The organism is Vibrio metschnikovii CIP 69.14, assembly GCF_000176155.1.
Lineage (GTDB): Bacteria > Pseudomonadota > Gammaproteobacteria > Enterobacterales > Vibrionaceae > Vibrio > Vibrio metschnikovii.
In genome coordinates this window covers 215,309-231,430 of sequence record NZ_ACZO01000006.1, presented here as the reverse complement: position 1 = coordinate 231,430, position 16,122 = coordinate 215,309, and the positions used below count along the sequence as shown (strand labels likewise).

Below are 16,122 nucleotides of genomic sequence, written 5' to 3'. Positions count from 1 at the left end.
CTTTAAGTCGTGACCGACAAAATATGTATTATTTATCGAGCGCTTGGACATCAAGACCTGCATTAAGCATAGCGATTAATGCATGAACGTGTATCAAAGCGCACATTTTTTCTTTAACCATTCCTGCGAGCCAAGGTCGTTTGCCCACTTGCTCTCGCCAGCGTACCTTATCGCTACTTAACCATTCAGTACCTAATAGTTTAGTACAAGCTAAGCCCCACAGGCTGTTATCTAACATGACTATATATTGATAGTCTTTTTTGTACGTATCATCCGCTAATTTATCAGACATTACCCATTTCGCCGTATCGACCACATCCAACTGTGAATCTCGGTTAGTTTGTAAGCCTAAATACCATGCTGGTCGTCCAATCAGATGGTTCAACGTAGCTTTACGATGAATACCACCTAACTCATCCAGTGGTACGGCAAAAGTCACTCCGTTAACATCAAAATACAAAACTTGAAAATTTTGTTCACGGATCGGACATTGCCACTGTCCAATGCCGAATGGATCAGGTTGTGTGTCCTCGGTCACTAACGTGTCATCTGCCATAACCGGCTCGATGATCACCTCAGGCTCTGCTTCCAAAGGCTGTAAAGAGGGTTCCTCAACAAACAGCTCTGGCTCTTCAATCGTGATAACAGGATCAGACTCAACAAGCGTCTCTTCAATATCCCATTCTTGAATTTCTTCCACTACCGTCTCAGTAACCGTTTGAGCAATTTGAGTGGTGTTTTCTGCCATAACCACTTCAAGATCAAGCTCAGCGACAGGATTACTGCTCTCTAATTGACTCAGCAAGCGTTGTACGTCATCTAAATTAGGCAACTCAAATTCGACTAATTCTTGATCGATATAGCTTTCTGCACTCCGCTGGCGAGCAGGTTGAGGTTGAGGATCATCTATTGAATGACTAATAAGCGTGGTCGAAAAAGGACCATCTTGCCAATTCGGCTCATCCAGCTCTTCCTCTAGTAGAGCCGCGAAGTAATCATCCAGTGCTTGTTCGCTAGATAGTAAGGAGTTACTCATCGATAGCCAACCTCTCTAAGAAGAGTAACAGCTGTTTGTAAGCAAACACTCCTCGGCTTCCTTCTGCAAAATGAGAAGCTGGTAGACGCTTCAAACTTGCGTCACGGAATTTAGTATCAATGGGAACGGCAGATGCCCATACCTGTTCAGGGTAATCTTTCTTTAGCTGAGTCAAAGTTTGTAATGACGCACGAGTTCGTTTGTCGTACATCGTAGGCACAATGGTGACTTTAAACTCGCGATTGCGTGACTTTTGCATGATCGCTAATGTACGGACCATGCGTTCTAATCCTTTCATTGCCAAGAATTCAGTTTGCACTGGGATTAAAATACGGTCACTCGCCGCCAACGCATTCACCATCATCACCCCAAGAATCGGAGGGCAGTCAATTAATACGTAGTCATAACGATGGCGTAGAGCAAGCAATGAACGTTTAAGTATTAATCCCATACCACTGCGATTACCCATAACTCGATCTAAGGTAGCTAATGACATATGAGCAGGGATCAGATCCATATTTTCAATATCGGTACGTAAGATTAATGGCTCGACATTTTGTTCATTAAACTCGCGTAACTGAAATAGATCAAAAAGGCTCGTTGGCACGGCATCAGAATCATAGCCTAAATAAGTCGTTAATGATGCATGGGGATCGGTATCGACCAGCAAAACGCGCTTACCTTGTTGGCTTAATAAGCCAGCAAGGGTAATGGTCGTAGTAGTTTTACCTACGCCTCCTTTCTGGTTTGCCACACTCCAAACAATCATTAACGTTTCCTTAACTCAAGCCAACTTCAATCAGCATACGTTCTGCGATGCGATCCAAGGGCAAATCTTCAGATGAGATTCCCGCTTTGGAAACCGCTTGCGGCATGCCATAAACAACGCAACTCTCTTCATCTTGCGCCCAAACTGTTGCTCCAGCAGATTGCAACATACGAGCACCCTCGCGACCATCAGCCCCCATCCCTGTGAGGATCATCGATAAGACTTTATCCCCGAAAATCTTAGAGGCAGAACCAAATGTCACATCAACACACGGTTTGTAGTTCATCCGTTCTCCACCATCAATAATGCGTAATCTGGCCGCTCCTGGGCGACCATCTAACATCATCTGTTTACCGCCAGGGGCGAGATAAGCGGTACCCGGTTTAAGAACATCACCATCTTCGGCTTCTTTCACCTGAATTTTACACAAAGAGTTCAGGCGACTTGCAAAAGCACCAGTGAAGGTGGCTGGCATATGTTGGATCAAAATGATCGGATGAGGATAATTAGCCGGCAATTTAGTTAAGATTTTCTGTAGCGCAACGGGGCCTCCGGTTGACGTACCAATCGCGGTTAATTGGTACTTTTTACCGGTTGCTTTAAAGCGTGATAATGCTGAAGGTGCAGTTGCCACACGTCCCTGAGCTGACGCTGATGAGTCAGATGACGAGCGCGAGGCAAGGTTCGAGGACGTGACACTACTGGTGACCACCGGACGACGCATAAAATTGCGTTTCGCCGCAATTTGTAACACTCGTTGCTGCAATAAAGTGACTGCATCTTCTCGATTGCGGGCTATATCTTCAAATTTTTTCGGCAGAAAGTCTAAAGCGCCAGCATCTAACGCATCCAGTGTCGCTTTGGCACCATCATGAGTCAGCGATGAAAACATTAGAATTGGCGTTGGATTATTAGCCATGATCTCACGTACGGCACTAATTCCATCCATCACCGGCATCTCAATATCCATGGTGATGACATCTGGTTTTAGACGCATGGCTTTATCGACAGCTTCTCGGCCATTAGTCGCCACATCAATCACTTCTAAGCGCGATTCAGCATTGATGATTTCACTCACTCGGCGTCGAAAGAAACTTGAATCATCAACAACTAAGACTTTAATCGGCATAGTTACCCTTATCATTTGGGTGGTCTATCGACCACTAGATACGCGAAGCAGCTGCGTATTTCTTAAGTAAATCAGAGACATCAAGTATCAAGGCTATATGACCATCACTGGTTATCGTAGCACCAGACATACCAGGCGTACCTTGTAACAATTTATCGAGAGGCTTAATCACCACCTCTTCTTGGCCAATTAATGTATCCACAACTAGGCCAACGCGTTGGTTACCAATTTGTACAATAACTACATGGCCATGGCCTTTACGAGGCTCGACTTTACCCGCCTGAGGGGCTAGCCAATTTTGTAGATAGAACAACGGAATGGATTTTTCACGCACAATAATCGTTAGCTGACCATCGACAATATTGGTCCGGCGTAAATCAAGGTGGAAGATTTCATTAACACTCGCGAGCGGTAAAGCGAATGGATGACCTGCCACTCCCACCATTAACGTAGGCAAAATAGCCAGAGTTAACGGAACTTTAATGGTGATTTTGGTCCCTTTCGTGAGTTCAGAATCAATATCAATCGAACCGTTAAGGGTATTAATCGCGGTTTTAACCACATCCATCCCTACGCCGCGTCCAGAAATATCAGAAATTTTCTCTTTACTGGAAAAGCCCGGCATAAAAATCAGGTTAAAACACTCTTTATTCGTCAATCGAGAAGCCGCATCTTCATCCATCATGCCACGTTTAACCGCAATCGCTCGCAGTTTATCGGGATCCATACCACCGCCATCATCAACGATCGCCAGCTCAATATGGTCGCCTTCCTGAGACGCAGAGAGGATAACTTTACCCGTACGCGGTTTCCCTGCCGCAACACGGTCGTCGGGCATTTCAATACCATGGTCAACGGAGTTGCGTACCAAGTGAATCAATGGATCGGCAAGCGCTTCTACTAAGTTTTTATCCAGATCGGTTTCTTCCCCTTTCAACTCCAAAACAATGTCTTTGTTCAAGGTTCGAGCCAAATCACGAACAACGCGAGGGAAGCGACCAAATACTTTCTTGATCGGTTGCATGCGCGTTTTCATTACCGCGCCTTGTAAGTCTGCCGTCACCACATCAAGATTAGAGACCGCTTTAGACATCTCTTCATCATTACTATTAAGGCCAAGACTCAACAGTCGGTTACGCACTAATACCAACTCACCCACCATATTCATGATGGTATCAAGCGTCGAGGTATCTACCCTAACTGACGCCTCTACTTGAGGTTTTTTAGCACCGCCAGAACCAGCAGCAACTAACTCGTTCTTGTCTGAGTTGGTATCCGTTGCCTTAGCGACTGGAGCAGGTTTAGCTGGTGCTGGTGCAGCGGCAGGGGCAGCAGCTTTAGGCTTAGGTTGTTCTACTGGTTTCTTTTCAATAGATGGACTGGCTGGTGCAGCGGCTTTTGCTGCCTGAGTAGTATTGGCTGCCGCTGGGCGCGTAGCCATTTCTAGCTCTTCGATCGATGGTCCTTTACCACTGCCGTGTAACTCATCTAATAAACGTTCAAACTCTTCATCGGTCATGATATCGCCATTAGCGTTCACATTCGATGGTGTTGCTTTTACCGCGGGTTGTGACGATACCGTTGGAGAGGGGGCTTCTCCAGAACCATGTAATGAGGGACTTTTGCCTTTTCCATGCAGCTCATCAAGTAATTTTTCAAACTCATCATCAGTAATATCACCTGAAGCAGCAGGTGCTGATGCTGGTGATGGCTGAGATTTGGCAGCTTCACTGGCCGCCTTTTCCGCACCAGGACTACGACCTTTACCGTGCAACTCATCAAGTAAGCTTTCAAACTCATCATCACTAATATCATCAATCGAGTTAGCATCGATATGAGCGTTACTCGAGGCTTGAGCGGTCACATCTTCAGAAGGCGCTGGTACATGAGATTCGGAGTCAGCTTCAGGTTCATCCTCAGATTCAGGCTTACACATATCATGCAATTCTTGAATTAAGATCGGATCAGCTGGCTGCAATGGCTCTTGATTTTGTACCGCTTGAAACTGCTCATTCACCGTATCCAAAGCACGTAGCATCACATCCATCAAACGAGCGTTGACACTACGTTGACCATTACGTAAATAGTCAAACACGTTTTCTGCACCGTGACAGGTTTCTACCAGTTCGGTGAGCGAGAGAAAGCCAGCGCCGCCTTTTACAGTGTGAAAACCGCGGAAAATGGCATTAAGAAGTTCGCGGTCTTGTGGGTTATTTTCTAACTCTACTAGCTGTTCTGATAACAACTCGAGAATCTCGCCAGCTTCAACCAGAAAGTCTTGAAGAATGTCGTCGTCTAAATCGTAGCTCATACTTTACCCCTAAAATCCAAGACTCGATAATAAATCATCGACATCGTCTTGCGATGAAACTGCATCTGTACGCTCATGAGGATTAATGATTGGTCCCTCTGGCTCACAAGGTGCTTTTTCAACTTTTCCTGATTGTTGTAATTGATTTTTACCAAATACGGTCAAGATCTCTACTAAGCGACCTTCCACCTCATTGACTAAGGTGATCACTCGGCGGATAATTTGTCCCGTTAAATCTTGAAAATCTTGCGCCATCAAAATTTCGGTTAATTGCCCTCGAAGCTCACTACTATTGCCTTCTATTTGCGAAAGAAGATCATCAATACGATGGCAAAGTGCTTTAAATTCATTCAAGTCAATTTTACCGCGCATAAGCGCATTCCACTGTGGTCGAATGAGTAGCAAACTTCCATGTAGGTTGTCGGCTATCGGTAAGCAGCGATCAACCGCATCCATTGTTTTATTGGCAGCGACTTCAGTTTTATCAATGACATAATGCAATCTATCTCTGGCATCAGGCATTTCGTCGTTAGCAATTTGACTCATTCGCTCATCAACTTGAAACTGGCGCAAAGAATCATGCAGATCGCGAGTCAATACGCCGATCTCCTTTAGCATTGGATTGCCTTCAGATTCATACACTTGTTGAACCAGTGTATTGGCGCTATCTTGCTGACCATTTTCTAATAGTTGAACGAGTTCTTTTGCTTGTTCTAATGAAATCATCCTGTCTTAGCCTTGCTCACATAATGGATAAATACCTGTTCGCTGACTATTTTTTGTACGATTAACGTTGCCGCTTACATGCAAAAAATTCTCAATGAACTTTTGACCCGTGCTTTAAAATTATAGGCGGTCAAAAATCTTATCTAACTTTTCTTTTAGCGTAGCAGCCGTAAATGGTTTCACGATATAGCCATTAACCCCCGCTTGAGCAGCTTCTATGATTTGCTCACGCTTGGCTTCTGCGGTAATCATCAGTACAGGTAAGTGCTTAAGCTCTGCATCTGCGCGAATATTTTTGAGCAGATCAATGCCTTGCATACCCGGCATGTTCCAGTCAGTGACCACAAAATCAAAACCACCTTTTTTTAGCATTGGCAACGCCGTCAAACCGTCGTCCGCTTCTTGGGTATTATTAAAACCCAAATCACGAAGTAGGTTTTTTACTATACGGCGCATTGTTGAAAAATCGTCAACAATAAGGATTTTCATATTTTTATTCAAAATTGCCTCCACTGAGTTCAAAGTCAGTGATATTTAGTCGTTTTGTGTCCAAGAACTCAACTTAGTTCGCAGACGTTGCATAGATTGGCTCAGTATTTGACTCACGCGGGACTCGCTCACGCCAATTACTTCACCGATTTCTTTTAAGTTTAGCTCTTCATCATAATAGAGCGAAAGTACCAAAGCTTCACGTTCTGGAAGTGATTTTATTGATTCAACCAATGCTTTACGGAATAATTCGTCGGCCACCCCCTGAAAAGGGGCATTGTCCTCCGCATCATCCAATGGCGAAATAGCATCATCCGATACGCCAAGATCTTCGATACCCACTATCCTTGAGCAACTAATATCCGTTAATGCGTTGTGATAGTGTTCAAGAGACATCCCTAAATGCTGCGCAATTTCTGCATCACTTGGGTCGCGACATAATTCACCCTCTAATATCGCGATAGCTTGACTGATCTCTCGATTATGCTTGTGAACCGAGCGGGGAACCCAATCTCCGCGGCGAATGTCGTCCAACATTGCACCACGAATTCGAATCCCTGCATAGGTTTCAAAACTTGCCCCTTTACTTCCATCGTAATTTTTTTGCGCTTCAAGCAAGCCGATCATGCCAGCTTGCATTAAATCTTCAATAAGTACGCTAGGTGGCAAACGCCCGATTAAATGATGAGCTATACGCTTAACCAATACAGCATATTTTTCCAGAAATAGCTTCTGGCTAGTCATATTACCGTATTGATCGTAAGTCAGCGCTTTATTCACCAAAAGGTTCCTCTACTGGTTCAGTTCGATTAAGCAGTCGCTCTACAAAAAACTCCAAATGACCACTTGGCGTACGTGGTATTGGCCAAGTGAGTGCTTTATTGGCTAATGAATTAATGGCCAATGAAGCTGGAGAGCGAGGATAAGCATCAACGACAATTTTCTGTCTTTTTACTGCCTGTCGTACATTATCGTCTAAAGGAATGCAGGCGACGAGTTCTAACCCGACATTTAAAAATCGCTCTGTGACTAAAGTCAATTTTGCGAATAACTCTCTCCCTTCACGATAGCTTCTCACCATGTTAGCGACAATTTTAAATCGCTCAACTTGATGTTCTCTACTCAAAAGTTTGATCAAGGCATATGCATCGGTGATAGAAGTCGGTTCGTCGCATACTACCACAACCACATCCTGCGCCGCACGAGAGAAACTCACGACCATGTCAGAAATCCCTGCTGCGGTATCAACCAGTAGAATATCCATCTCATCTTCAAGTGAACCAAACGCTCTGATTAACCCGACATGCTGAGCATGAGTTAACTCGGTCATCGATTGAGTACCGGATGTCGCAGGAATGATTTTTATACCATGCGGACCTTCAACAATGGAGTCTTTTAATTCACATTCACCTGCTAATACGTGACCTAAGTTACGTTTAGGCCGAATCCCTAGCATAACGTCAACATTAGCTAATCCTAAGTCGGCATCCAACACCATGACTTTTTTTCCTTGGCGGGCCATACAGATAGCCATACCAAGCGCTACGTTAGACTTGCCAACTCCGCCTTTTCCACCGGTTACGGCGATCACTTTCGTGACTGAAGGTTGAGTTAAACGGCGTAGGCCGCTTGCTTGATCATATATCATTTTATTCGTCATATTTGTCCGCCGCCTAGAATCTCTCTGAATCGCTATTCCAGTAATGAGGTTCATTCTCTGTCGACTTCTCTAGTAACTCATTTGCTTTTGCCACCATGTACTTTGGCTGAGCAATCACTATGTCTTCGGGTACGCGTTGTCCGTTGGCAATATAAGCAACGGGTAACGCATTTTGAACGACAACACTGACAAACTCTCCCAAGCTCAAACACTCATCGAGCTTAGTCATAATGCACCCAGAAAGAGGAATTCTTCGAAAGTGCTCAATGGTTTCCTGTAGCACTTTACGCTGTGCTGTAGCGGGTAATACAAGGTAGCTGTGAATCACTTCATCACTCTCTTGCATTAAGGTATCCAATTGTTCAGATAAACGTACATCACGCTGGCCCATTCCCGCAGTATCAACAAGGATCAAGCGTCGATTACGTAACTGATGAATTACATCGGCTAACTCTTTGGAATCTTTAGCAACTCTTACTGGACATCCCATAATTCGACCATAAATCGAGAGTTGTTCATGAGCGCCTATTCGGTAAGTATCGGTGGTTATTAATGCCACATTATCTGAGCCATACTCCATCGCCGCACGAGCCGCTAATTTAGCAACCGTCGTCGTTTTACCCACTCCAGTTGGACCCAGTAATGCAACGACACCGCCGCGTTGTAAAATATCTTTTTTGACTACAGGGATTTGATCGGAGACTAAGCCGAGTAAAGCTTTCCACGCTTTCGGTGGCGGCGTTTCCTCGGGGATATAACAAGCGAGTTGATCAGCCAACTCCAAAGAAACACCCATGCGTTCCAAACGCTTAATCAGCATCGCTCGCAAAGGCTCGCGACGCTCCACTTCTTGCCACATTAATCCCGATACTTGGTGCTCAAGCAAACGTCGAATCGAGTTCATCTCTTCGCGCATACTCTCTAACTCTTGCTGAGTCAGTGTTGGCTCATTATCTCGTTTCGGTTCGTAACGCGAAGAGTCTAGACGTGGGCGTTGACGAGGAGTGGGATTCTCTTCAGCCATTAACTTTGCGAGTGCGCTTTCATTCGCCAATTGTCGATTAGGGGCCGTTTTGGTCTGGTTGCGCTGCAACAAGGCCGTTAATGAGTCTTCATTTTCGGCGCGATGTTCGGTATCTGGTGTTTGGCTGTACTGTTTCAGCATGCTGGCAAAACGCTGAGTCATAGAAGCGCCATTCGCATTGCTGGCTTTTAAGCTGACTCGGTCGTCTTCCAGCTCTCTTGCGCTATTGCGCGTTGATGGGCTTGGCTTACGATTATCATACTGAGCAGGCGAAGCACGATACTGTTTCGTCGCTGTAGGGGCTGATGAAGCTGAATCCGCATCGACCGCGGCGACAATTTCGACACCTCCTGCGACTTTTTTATTCGACATGATCACCGCGTCCGCTCCAAGCTCTTCTTTCACTTGCAGCAGCGCCATTCGCATGTCTTTCGCAAAAAATCGTTTAATTTTCAAGGCAGATATCCGTACTGTTGGTTAAAGTGGTTAGTTACCCACTGCCTGTACAATTCGAATCTGTTTCTCATCCGGGATCTCTTGATAGGAGAGAACTCTGAGATTTGGAATCGTATTTTTGACAAACTTGGCTAACGTTGAACGCAAGACGCCTGAAGTCAATAATACAGCGGGTTCCCCTTTAAGCTCTTGCTCTTGAGTCGCTTGGCTAAGCGCCATTTGTAAACGTTCCGCCAAACCAGGTTCAATGCCTGCAGACTCTCCGCCTGAAGCTTGCATAGTTTGATGCAATATCTGTTCCAGCTCAGGGATCAGCGTGATAACCGGCAACTCTGGCTCTATACCATTGATTTCTTGAACAATTAATCGTTTCAATGCGATACGCACCGCAGCGGTCAAAATGTCAGGTTCTTGACTCTTACTCGCATATTCAGACAAGGTTTGAACAATCGTGCGGATATCTCGAATCGGGATCGCTTCATTGAGTAAGTTTTGTAATACTTTCACCACAACGCCTAACGATAACTGATCAGGGACAAAACCATCGACTAATCTCGGTGCCGTCCGTCCAAGTAGCTCAAGTAAGTTTTGTACTTCTTCATGACCAATTAATTGTGCAGCGTTATTGGTGAGCAATTGGCTTAAATGTGTCGCTAATACCGTAGAGGCGTCAACCACTGTGTAACCCAGTGCTTGAGCATGCTCTCGCTGCTCTTCACGTATCCACACTGCTTCTAAACCAAAAGCGGGATCGTAAGTGTGTTCACCGTCGATCATTCCATACACTTGCCCTGGGTTAATGGCGAGTTCTTGATCGGGTCTAATTTCAGCTTCGCCCACCGCGACGCCCATGAGGGTAATTCGATAGCTATTTGGTGTCAGCTCAAGATTATCGCGAATGTGTACCGGAGGAATTAGAAAACCAAAATCTTGTGACAGTTTTTTGCGTACCCCTTTAACACGCTCCAGCAGTTCGCCCCCTTGATCTCTATCGACTAAGGGGATCAAACGGTAGCCAACTTCCAGACCAATAACATCGACAGGCTGTACATCATCCCACGATAATTCACGTAATGTCGGAGCGTCGCCTTCGGCTTTAACGGGCAACTTCGCTTCTTCTTTCTCTCTTGCCTGTTTTCGTTGCAACCAATAAGCCGCGCCCCCTGCTAAAACAGCAAGTAGTAAAAAAGAAAAATGAGGCATACCAGGAACAACCCCCATTATGCCAAGTATGCCCGCGGTGATTATTAAGGCTTTAGGATTATCAAACAGCTGGAAAATGAGCTGTTCACCCATATCTTGATCGGTATTTTGGCGGGTAACCATAATGGCCGCACCGATAGAAAGCAGTAACGAAGGGATCTGCGCCACTAAACCGTCACCAATGGTCAACAAAATATAGATTTCCATTGCTTGGCTAAAGCTCAAGTCGTATTGGATCATCCCGATAATTAAGCCACCGACAATATTGATGAACAGAATCAAGATCCCAGCGATGGCATCACCTTTAACAAATTTTGAAGCACCATCCATTGACCCGTAGAAATCCGCTTCTTTTGTTACTTCAAAACGACGAGTTCTCGCTTGCTCTTGATCAATCAGACCAGCGTTTAGATCGGCATCAATTGCCATCTGCTTACCGGGTAAAGCATCAAGAGTAAAGCGTGCACTCACCTCTGAAATCCGTCCCGCCCCTTTGGTGACGACCATGAAGTTAATGATCATCAGAATAAGGAATACCACCAAACCAACCGCGTAGTTACCACCAATAACTACGCTACCAAAGGCTTCAATGACGTTACCAGCCGCACCAGAACCTTCATGTCCGTGTAATAACACCACACGAGTTGAAGCCACGTTCAATGCTAAACGTAATAACGTGGCAATTAACAATACGGTTGGAAACGCAGCAAAATCGAGTGGGCGTCGGGTATAGACAGTCACTAATAACACGACCATCGATAACGCAATGTTAAAGGTAAAAAATAAATCGAGTAAAAACGCAGGTATCGGTAAGACCACCATGGCCAACGTAGCCAGTACCATGACTGGCGCACCAATCGCGGGAAGACTGCGTTGTGGAATCTTAGGTAATTTATGAGCAAATGGCAGCGTAAATTTCATAGGCCTGCAAGTAATAAGTTAATGGAAAGTTACGACAAAACGGTGTACGAGATCCTACCGAGCAGCAAAGATGCAAGTTTTAGTCCAGTTGTGTATGTCAAGAATATGACGATTCATCTGAATAATGATCTCCTTCACCATGACCATCAGAATAGATCAGCCTCATCAGCATAGTGAATGATAAAAAAAGCTGCCTAAAACCCAAGGCAGCTTGCCACCCAAACAACGTGAAGTTTCAGCGTCAAGTTGTTTGGGTGATAGATAACAATTATTGGTATTGGTGCCGATTAAGGATAAACATTCCACAATACACTGGCTTGCTTTGTCTCAGGGTCAAACTCTAAACCGATCGCACCAGAGGTAGGAAACATTGGCGCAGGGAGACCGGCGACCAATTCCGCCACTAAATAACCGACCAAAGGCAAATGAGAAATAATCAGCAGTGTCTCGAGTTGTTCCGTTTGAATCAGAGCCACAAGATACTCAAACACATCTTCAGCTTGACCATAAGGCGTAATATCGTCACAGGTCTCTACCTTAGCCACCGAAAAACATCCCGAAATGGCCTGCCAAGTTTGCTGAGCACGTAAGTAAGGACTCACCAATACTTTATCAAATTGGTCTAATCCTGACTGCTTAGCAAACACACGAGCAACCGCAGCAGACGCTGTTTGTCCTGTTTCGGTTAACGCTCGTTCTGCATCACTGTCCGCATAATGTTCAGCTTCTCCATGACGCATAATCACAATTTTCATATTTTTACCTATTAACCTATTGTCGGCATGCTCTTTTTTGCTAGGGCATATTGACCATAGTCATGATTATAACAGTCTACGGCTCAAAGACATCGATGAAGCTAACACTCTGCTAAAAAGTTGTTATCACGATGAAAATGACCGTTTGTTCAAAAATTTACTCACCGTCAATTGGCAGGCTGTTGTTTCAGCGCCATACTTACTATTCATTTCCCGTTTGGAGACCCTCTGTGCATATAAGCCCCAATGATAATCATCATTATCGTTATCTCACGTTAAAGAATGGATTACGTGTTTTACTGATCCATGAACTTGATGCACAGAAATCCGCAGCGGCATTGGCGGTTAGAGTGGGTCATTTTGATGATCCTAGTGACCGACCAGGCATGGCACATTATCTAGAGCACATGCTGTTTCTAGGGACTGAAAAATACCCTAAAGTAGGCGAGTTTCAAAATTTTATTAGTCAGCACGGCGGAAGCAACAACGCCTGGACAGGAACGGAACATAGTTGTTTCTTTTTTGATATCGATCCCAATGCTTTTGCCAAAGCACTGGATCGTTTCAGTCAGTTTTTTTTAGCCCCACTATTCAATGCTGAAGCCCTAGATAAAGAACGTCAAGCGGTTGATTCTGAATTTAAGATGAAATTAAACGTTGACTCGAGACGTTTATATCAAGTCCACAAAGAAACCATTAATCCAGCTCACCCTTTTGCTAAATTTTCCGTCGGTAATCAACAGACTCTCGCCGATAGAAACGGCCAATCCATTCGTGATGAAGTGATCGCTTTTTATCAAGCTTATTACTCGGCTGATATCATGACACTAGCAATCGTTGGCCCACAATCACTGGATGAGTTACAACACTCGGTGGAACAAGGTTTTGCCACCATTATTAATACTCAACAAGCTGATAAAAATATTCAGCCCCCCTTTGTTGAACAAAAACATACCGGATTATGGCTGTATGTTGAGCCATTAAAAGAAACCCGCAAGCTGATCTTAAGTTTCCCAATGCCGAGTACGGATGCCTATTATCAATACAAACCCCTCTCCTATTTTGCCCATTTATTGGGTTATGAAGGGGAAGGCAGCTTATTATTGGCATTAAGAGAGCGCAATTGGATCACATCCCTCTCTGCGGGAGGGGGAGCCAGCGGCAGCAATTACCGAGAGTTTGCTATCAGTTGTACCTTAACTCAGCAAGGCATTGAGCACGTCGATGATATTATTCAGATGCTGTTTCAAACTTTAGCGCTGATTGGCCGTGAAGGGCTTAATGAGTGGCGCTATCTAGAAAAAAGAGCCGTTCTTGAATCCGTCTTCCGTTTTCAAGAAACCTCGCGCCCTCTTGATATTGCCAGCCACTTAGTGATCAATATGCAACATTACCAGCCTGAGGACATCATGTATGGTGATTATATGATGCAAGCCTATGATGAACCTTTACTGAACACTATTCTCAGCTATCTGGTACCAGAGAACTTACGAGTAACCTTAGTCGCTCAAGGACTCAGCTATGATCGTAATGCACAGTGGTATGGAACGCCTTATGCTTGTCGCCCCTTTACTCAACAGCAATTAACTAAATACCACACGATCGTCACTGATTTTCCAGTGAGATTACCCGGTAAAAACCCATTTATTTGCGAACAATTAGAACCCAAGCCGTTCGTCAATCCTACTGCGCAACCACAGATTATTGAAGAATTACCCGGCTTTAGATTATGGCATCAACAAGACACTGAATTTCAGGTTCCGAAAGGTGTGATCTATATGGCCATCGATAGCCCTCATGCCGTATCAAGCACTCGTCACATCGTTATGACTCGCTTATGTGTAGAGATGTTCTTAGATAGTTTAGCCACCCAAACCTATCAAGCGGAAATCGCCGGTATGAGTTATAACCTCTATGCCCATCAAGGCGGTGTTACCCTCTCTCTTTCTGGCTTTAGTCAAAAGCAACCGCAACTGATGAAGATGATTTTGGATAAATTTTCTCAACGTGACTTTCAGCCAGCACGTTTTGCTACGATTAAACAGCAATTACATCGTAACTGGCGTAATGCAGCGCATGATCGTCCTATTTCACAGCTATTTAATGCGATGACCGGATTACTGCAACCGAATAATCCTCCCTATAGTGATTTACTGAACGCTCTCGAAAGTATCAAGCTTGAGCATCTTGCGCCCTTTGTTGAGTTAATCCTCTCCAAGCTGCATGTTGAGATGTTCGTGTATGGTGATTGGTTAGCCCAAGAAGCGCTGACCCTGGGCGAAATGCTAAAAACGGCCTTACGAGTGAACGATCAAGCTTATCAAGAAGCGTTACGCCCATTGATCACGCTGGGCAATCATGGTTCTTTTCAACATGAAGTTCATTGCAATCAAGATGATTCAGCCGTAGTGGTGTATTACCAATCGCCAGATAGTCAGCCCCGTAGCATCGCCCTGTATTCACTCGCTAATCATCTAATGTCAGCGACATTTTTTCATGAAATACGGACCAAGCAGCAGCTCGGTTATATGGTGGGTACTGGCAACATGCCCCTTAACCGTCACCCTGGCATTGTCCTTTACGTTCAATCTCCACATGCAGCACCGATTGAACTGATCAATTCAATCGATGAATTTTTAAACGCTTTTTACATGGTATTGCTCGAATTAAACGAATATCAATGGCACAGCAGTAAACGAGGGTTATGGAACCAAATCGCCTCTGCCGATCCAACGTTAAGAAGCCGAGCGCAACGATTATGGGTAGCAATCGGTAATAAAGACTGGAGCTTTGATCAACGCGAGATGGTCCTAGAAGAGCTCAAACGCCTCAGTCGTTCTGATATGATCCGCTTTGTGGTCAATCAATTAAAACCCAGAACGGCCAACCGTTTAATTATGCATACCCAAGGACAAGCCCACCACCACGCTCCGCCTTTCACACTAGGGCAACCAATTGATTCAATAGCAGAGTTTCAATTACGCCCAAAAGTGTATGATTTAGGTTAATCTTTCGGACTCAATCACTTGCCTTAAACTGTGAGGATGCAGTTTAAGGCACACTCCCTGCCATTTAAAAGCAACGGTTGGGTTTGCAAGCCGCTCACCTTCACCTTGTGGATGAGAAAGTTTTGTCTTAACCCCTAATGCCGCTAATGAATCCCAATGTTCCGCTAATTCAGGAAAATGTTGCAAAATAGCCTGCAGATACGCCTGTGCGGTTGTAGCATTAGCATGAAAAACACATTCAATATGCTCCCAACCTTGTGTTGGATAACATTTTCCTTCGGCAGGATAAGGCAGTTCTAAACACGCTATCGACCAATGCTTATGAACGATAGGTTGATACAAATCCAATACGACGATGGGTCGACCGTTGATCTTCGCTTCAGAGAGTAAGGAACCATACTCTAACCAAGCTTGATGAGCGGCTTGCGCCAATGGCCACTGATTGATTCTAAGCGCGATATGATCAATCGCTAATGATGAGATATCAATGTGTAAGATCTTGCATAATTCATGAATTTTATCCATGAAATCATCAACTTCACTTTTCATCTGCTCAGGGTGAAGGCCAGAATTGATGAGTAATTCAGACATAATAATCATCCAAAATCGGTATTTTCAGCTGATAGTATCAAGAT

Annotated in this window: 13 protein-coding genes; 1 reads left to right on the top strand and 12 read right to left on the bottom strand. The window is 44.6% G+C overall.

Annotated elements, in window-relative coordinates:
- Positions 1–28 precede the first annotated feature (28 nt).
- The 11 genes from VIB_RS04610 to sixA all read right to left on the bottom strand — a co-directional run bounded on the left by VIB_RS04610 (position 29) and on the right by sixA (position 12,479).
- On the bottom strand, positions 29–1,036 hold the full coding sequence (locus VIB_RS04610; RefSeq protein WP_004394822.1) for a chemotaxis protein CheW: 1,008 nt from the start codon (positions 1,034–1,036) through the stop codon (positions 29–31).
- The gene (locus tag VIB_RS04605; protein ID WP_004394821.1) at positions 1,029–1,805 is read right to left on the bottom strand and encodes a ParA family protein; all 777 of its coding nucleotides are present in this window, start codon (positions 1,803–1,805) and stop codon (positions 1,029–1,031) included. Before VIB_RS04605 ends, VIB_RS04610 begins: the two co-directional genes overlap by 8 nt.
- A 10-nt stretch (positions 1,806–1,815) precedes the next feature.
- On the bottom strand, positions 1,816–2,934 hold the full coding sequence (locus VIB_RS04600; protein ID WP_004394820.1) for a protein-glutamate methylesterase/protein-glutamine glutaminase: 1,119 nt from the start codon (positions 2,932–2,934) through the stop codon (positions 1,816–1,818).
- Positions 2,935–2,968: 34 nt separating this feature from the next.
- Positions 2,969–5,245, bottom strand: coding sequence for a chemotaxis protein CheA (locus VIB_RS04595; protein ID WP_004394819.1), 2,277 nt, complete (start codon positions 5,243–5,245; stop codon positions 2,969–2,971).
- Between the two features lie 9 nt (positions 5,246–5,254).
- Positions 5,255–5,971: a protein phosphatase CheZ gene (locus VIB_RS04590; RefSeq protein WP_004394818.1), complete on the bottom strand. Its 717-nt coding sequence runs from the start codon at positions 5,969–5,971 to the stop codon at positions 5,255–5,257.
- Positions 5,972–6,091: 120 nt separating this feature from the next.
- Complete coding sequence (gene cheY / locus VIB_RS04585; protein ID WP_040904166.1) at positions 6,092–6,460, bottom strand: chemotaxis response regulator CheY; 369 nt, start codon at positions 6,458–6,460, stop codon at positions 6,092–6,094.
- A gap of 45 nt (positions 6,461–6,505) precedes the next feature.
- Complete coding sequence (locus VIB_RS04580) at positions 6,506–7,240, bottom strand: RNA polymerase sigma factor FliA (protein ID WP_040904165.1); 735 nt, start codon at positions 7,238–7,240, stop codon at positions 6,506–6,508.
- Complete coding sequence (locus VIB_RS04575; protein ID WP_040904164.1) at positions 7,233–8,120, bottom strand: MinD/ParA family protein; 888 nt, start codon at positions 8,118–8,120, stop codon at positions 7,233–7,235. The genes VIB_RS04580 and VIB_RS04575 overlap by 8 nt, the downstream gene beginning before the upstream one ends.
- A gap of 13 nt (positions 8,121–8,133) precedes the next feature.
- Positions 8,134–9,600: a flagellar biosynthesis GTPase FlhF gene (flhF, locus tag VIB_RS04570; RefSeq protein WP_004394815.1), complete on the bottom strand. Its 1,467-nt coding sequence runs from the start codon at positions 9,598–9,600 to the stop codon at positions 8,134–8,136.
- Positions 9,601–9,630: 30 nt separating this feature from the next.
- Positions 9,631–11,724 carry a flagellar biosynthesis protein FlhA gene (gene flhA, locus VIB_RS04565; protein ID WP_040904163.1) on the bottom strand — a complete coding sequence of 698 codons (2,094 nt, stop codon included), beginning with the start codon at positions 11,722–11,724 and terminating at the stop codon, positions 9,631–9,633.
- Positions 11,725–12,011: 287 nt separating this feature from the next.
- A complete protein-coding gene (gene sixA, locus VIB_RS04560) occupies positions 12,012–12,479 on the bottom strand; it encodes a phosphohistidine phosphatase SixA (RefSeq protein ID WP_004394813.1) in 468 nt (155 codons plus the stop codon).
- A gap of 230 nt (positions 12,480–12,709) precedes the next feature.
- Between sixA and VIB_RS04555 the strand changes: the two genes are divergently transcribed.
- Entirely contained in the window at positions 12,710–15,487 is a 2,778-nt protein-coding gene (locus tag VIB_RS04555; RefSeq protein ID WP_040904161.1) for an insulinase family protein, read from the top strand.
- Here the strand turns inward: VIB_RS04555 and VIB_RS04550 are convergent.
- Positions 15,479–16,078, bottom strand: coding sequence for a VOC family protein (locus VIB_RS04550; protein ID WP_004394811.1), 600 nt, complete (start codon positions 16,076–16,078; stop codon positions 15,479–15,481). The two genes, VIB_RS04555 and VIB_RS04550, sit on opposite strands and share 9 nt — an antisense overlap.
- Positions 16,079–16,122 lie beyond the last annotated feature (44 nt).

Bases quoted from the DNA above. Each gene is read 5' to 3' on its own strand.
- VIB_RS04610 (WP_004394822.1), bottom strand. From the start codon at position 1,036: ATGAGTAACTCCTTACTATCTAGCGAACAAGCACTGGATGATTACTTC.
- VIB_RS04605 (WP_004394821.1), bottom strand. From the start codon at position 1,805: ATGATTGTTTGGAGTGTGGCAAACCAGAAAGGAGGCGTAGGTAAAACT.
- VIB_RS04600 (WP_004394820.1), bottom strand. From the start codon at position 2,934: ATGCCGATTAAAGTCTTAGTTGTTGATGATTCAAGTTTCTTTCGACGC.
- VIB_RS04595 (WP_004394819.1), bottom strand. From the start codon at position 5,245: ATGAGCTACGATTTAGACGACGACATTCTTCAAGACTTTCTGGTTGAA.
- VIB_RS04590 (WP_004394818.1), bottom strand. From the start codon at position 5,971: ATGATTTCATTAGAACAAGCAAAAGAACTCGTTCAACTATTAGAAAAT.
- cheY (WP_040904166.1), bottom strand. From the start codon at position 6,460: ATGAAAATCCTTATTGTTGACGATTTTTCAACAATGCGCCGTATAGTA.
- VIB_RS04575 (WP_040904164.1), bottom strand. From the start codon at position 8,120: ATGACGAATAAAATGATATATGATCAAGCAAGCGGCCTACGCCGTTTA.
- flhA (WP_040904163.1), bottom strand. From the start codon at position 11,724: ATGAAATTTACGCTGCCATTTGCTCATAAATTACCTAAGATTCCACAA.
- sixA (WP_004394813.1), bottom strand. From the start codon at position 12,479: ATGAAAATTGTGATTATGCGTCATGGAGAAGCTGAACATTATGCGGAC.
- VIB_RS04550 (WP_004394811.1), bottom strand. From the start codon at position 16,078: ATGTCTGAATTACTCATCAATTCTGGCCTTCACCCTGAGCAGATGAAA.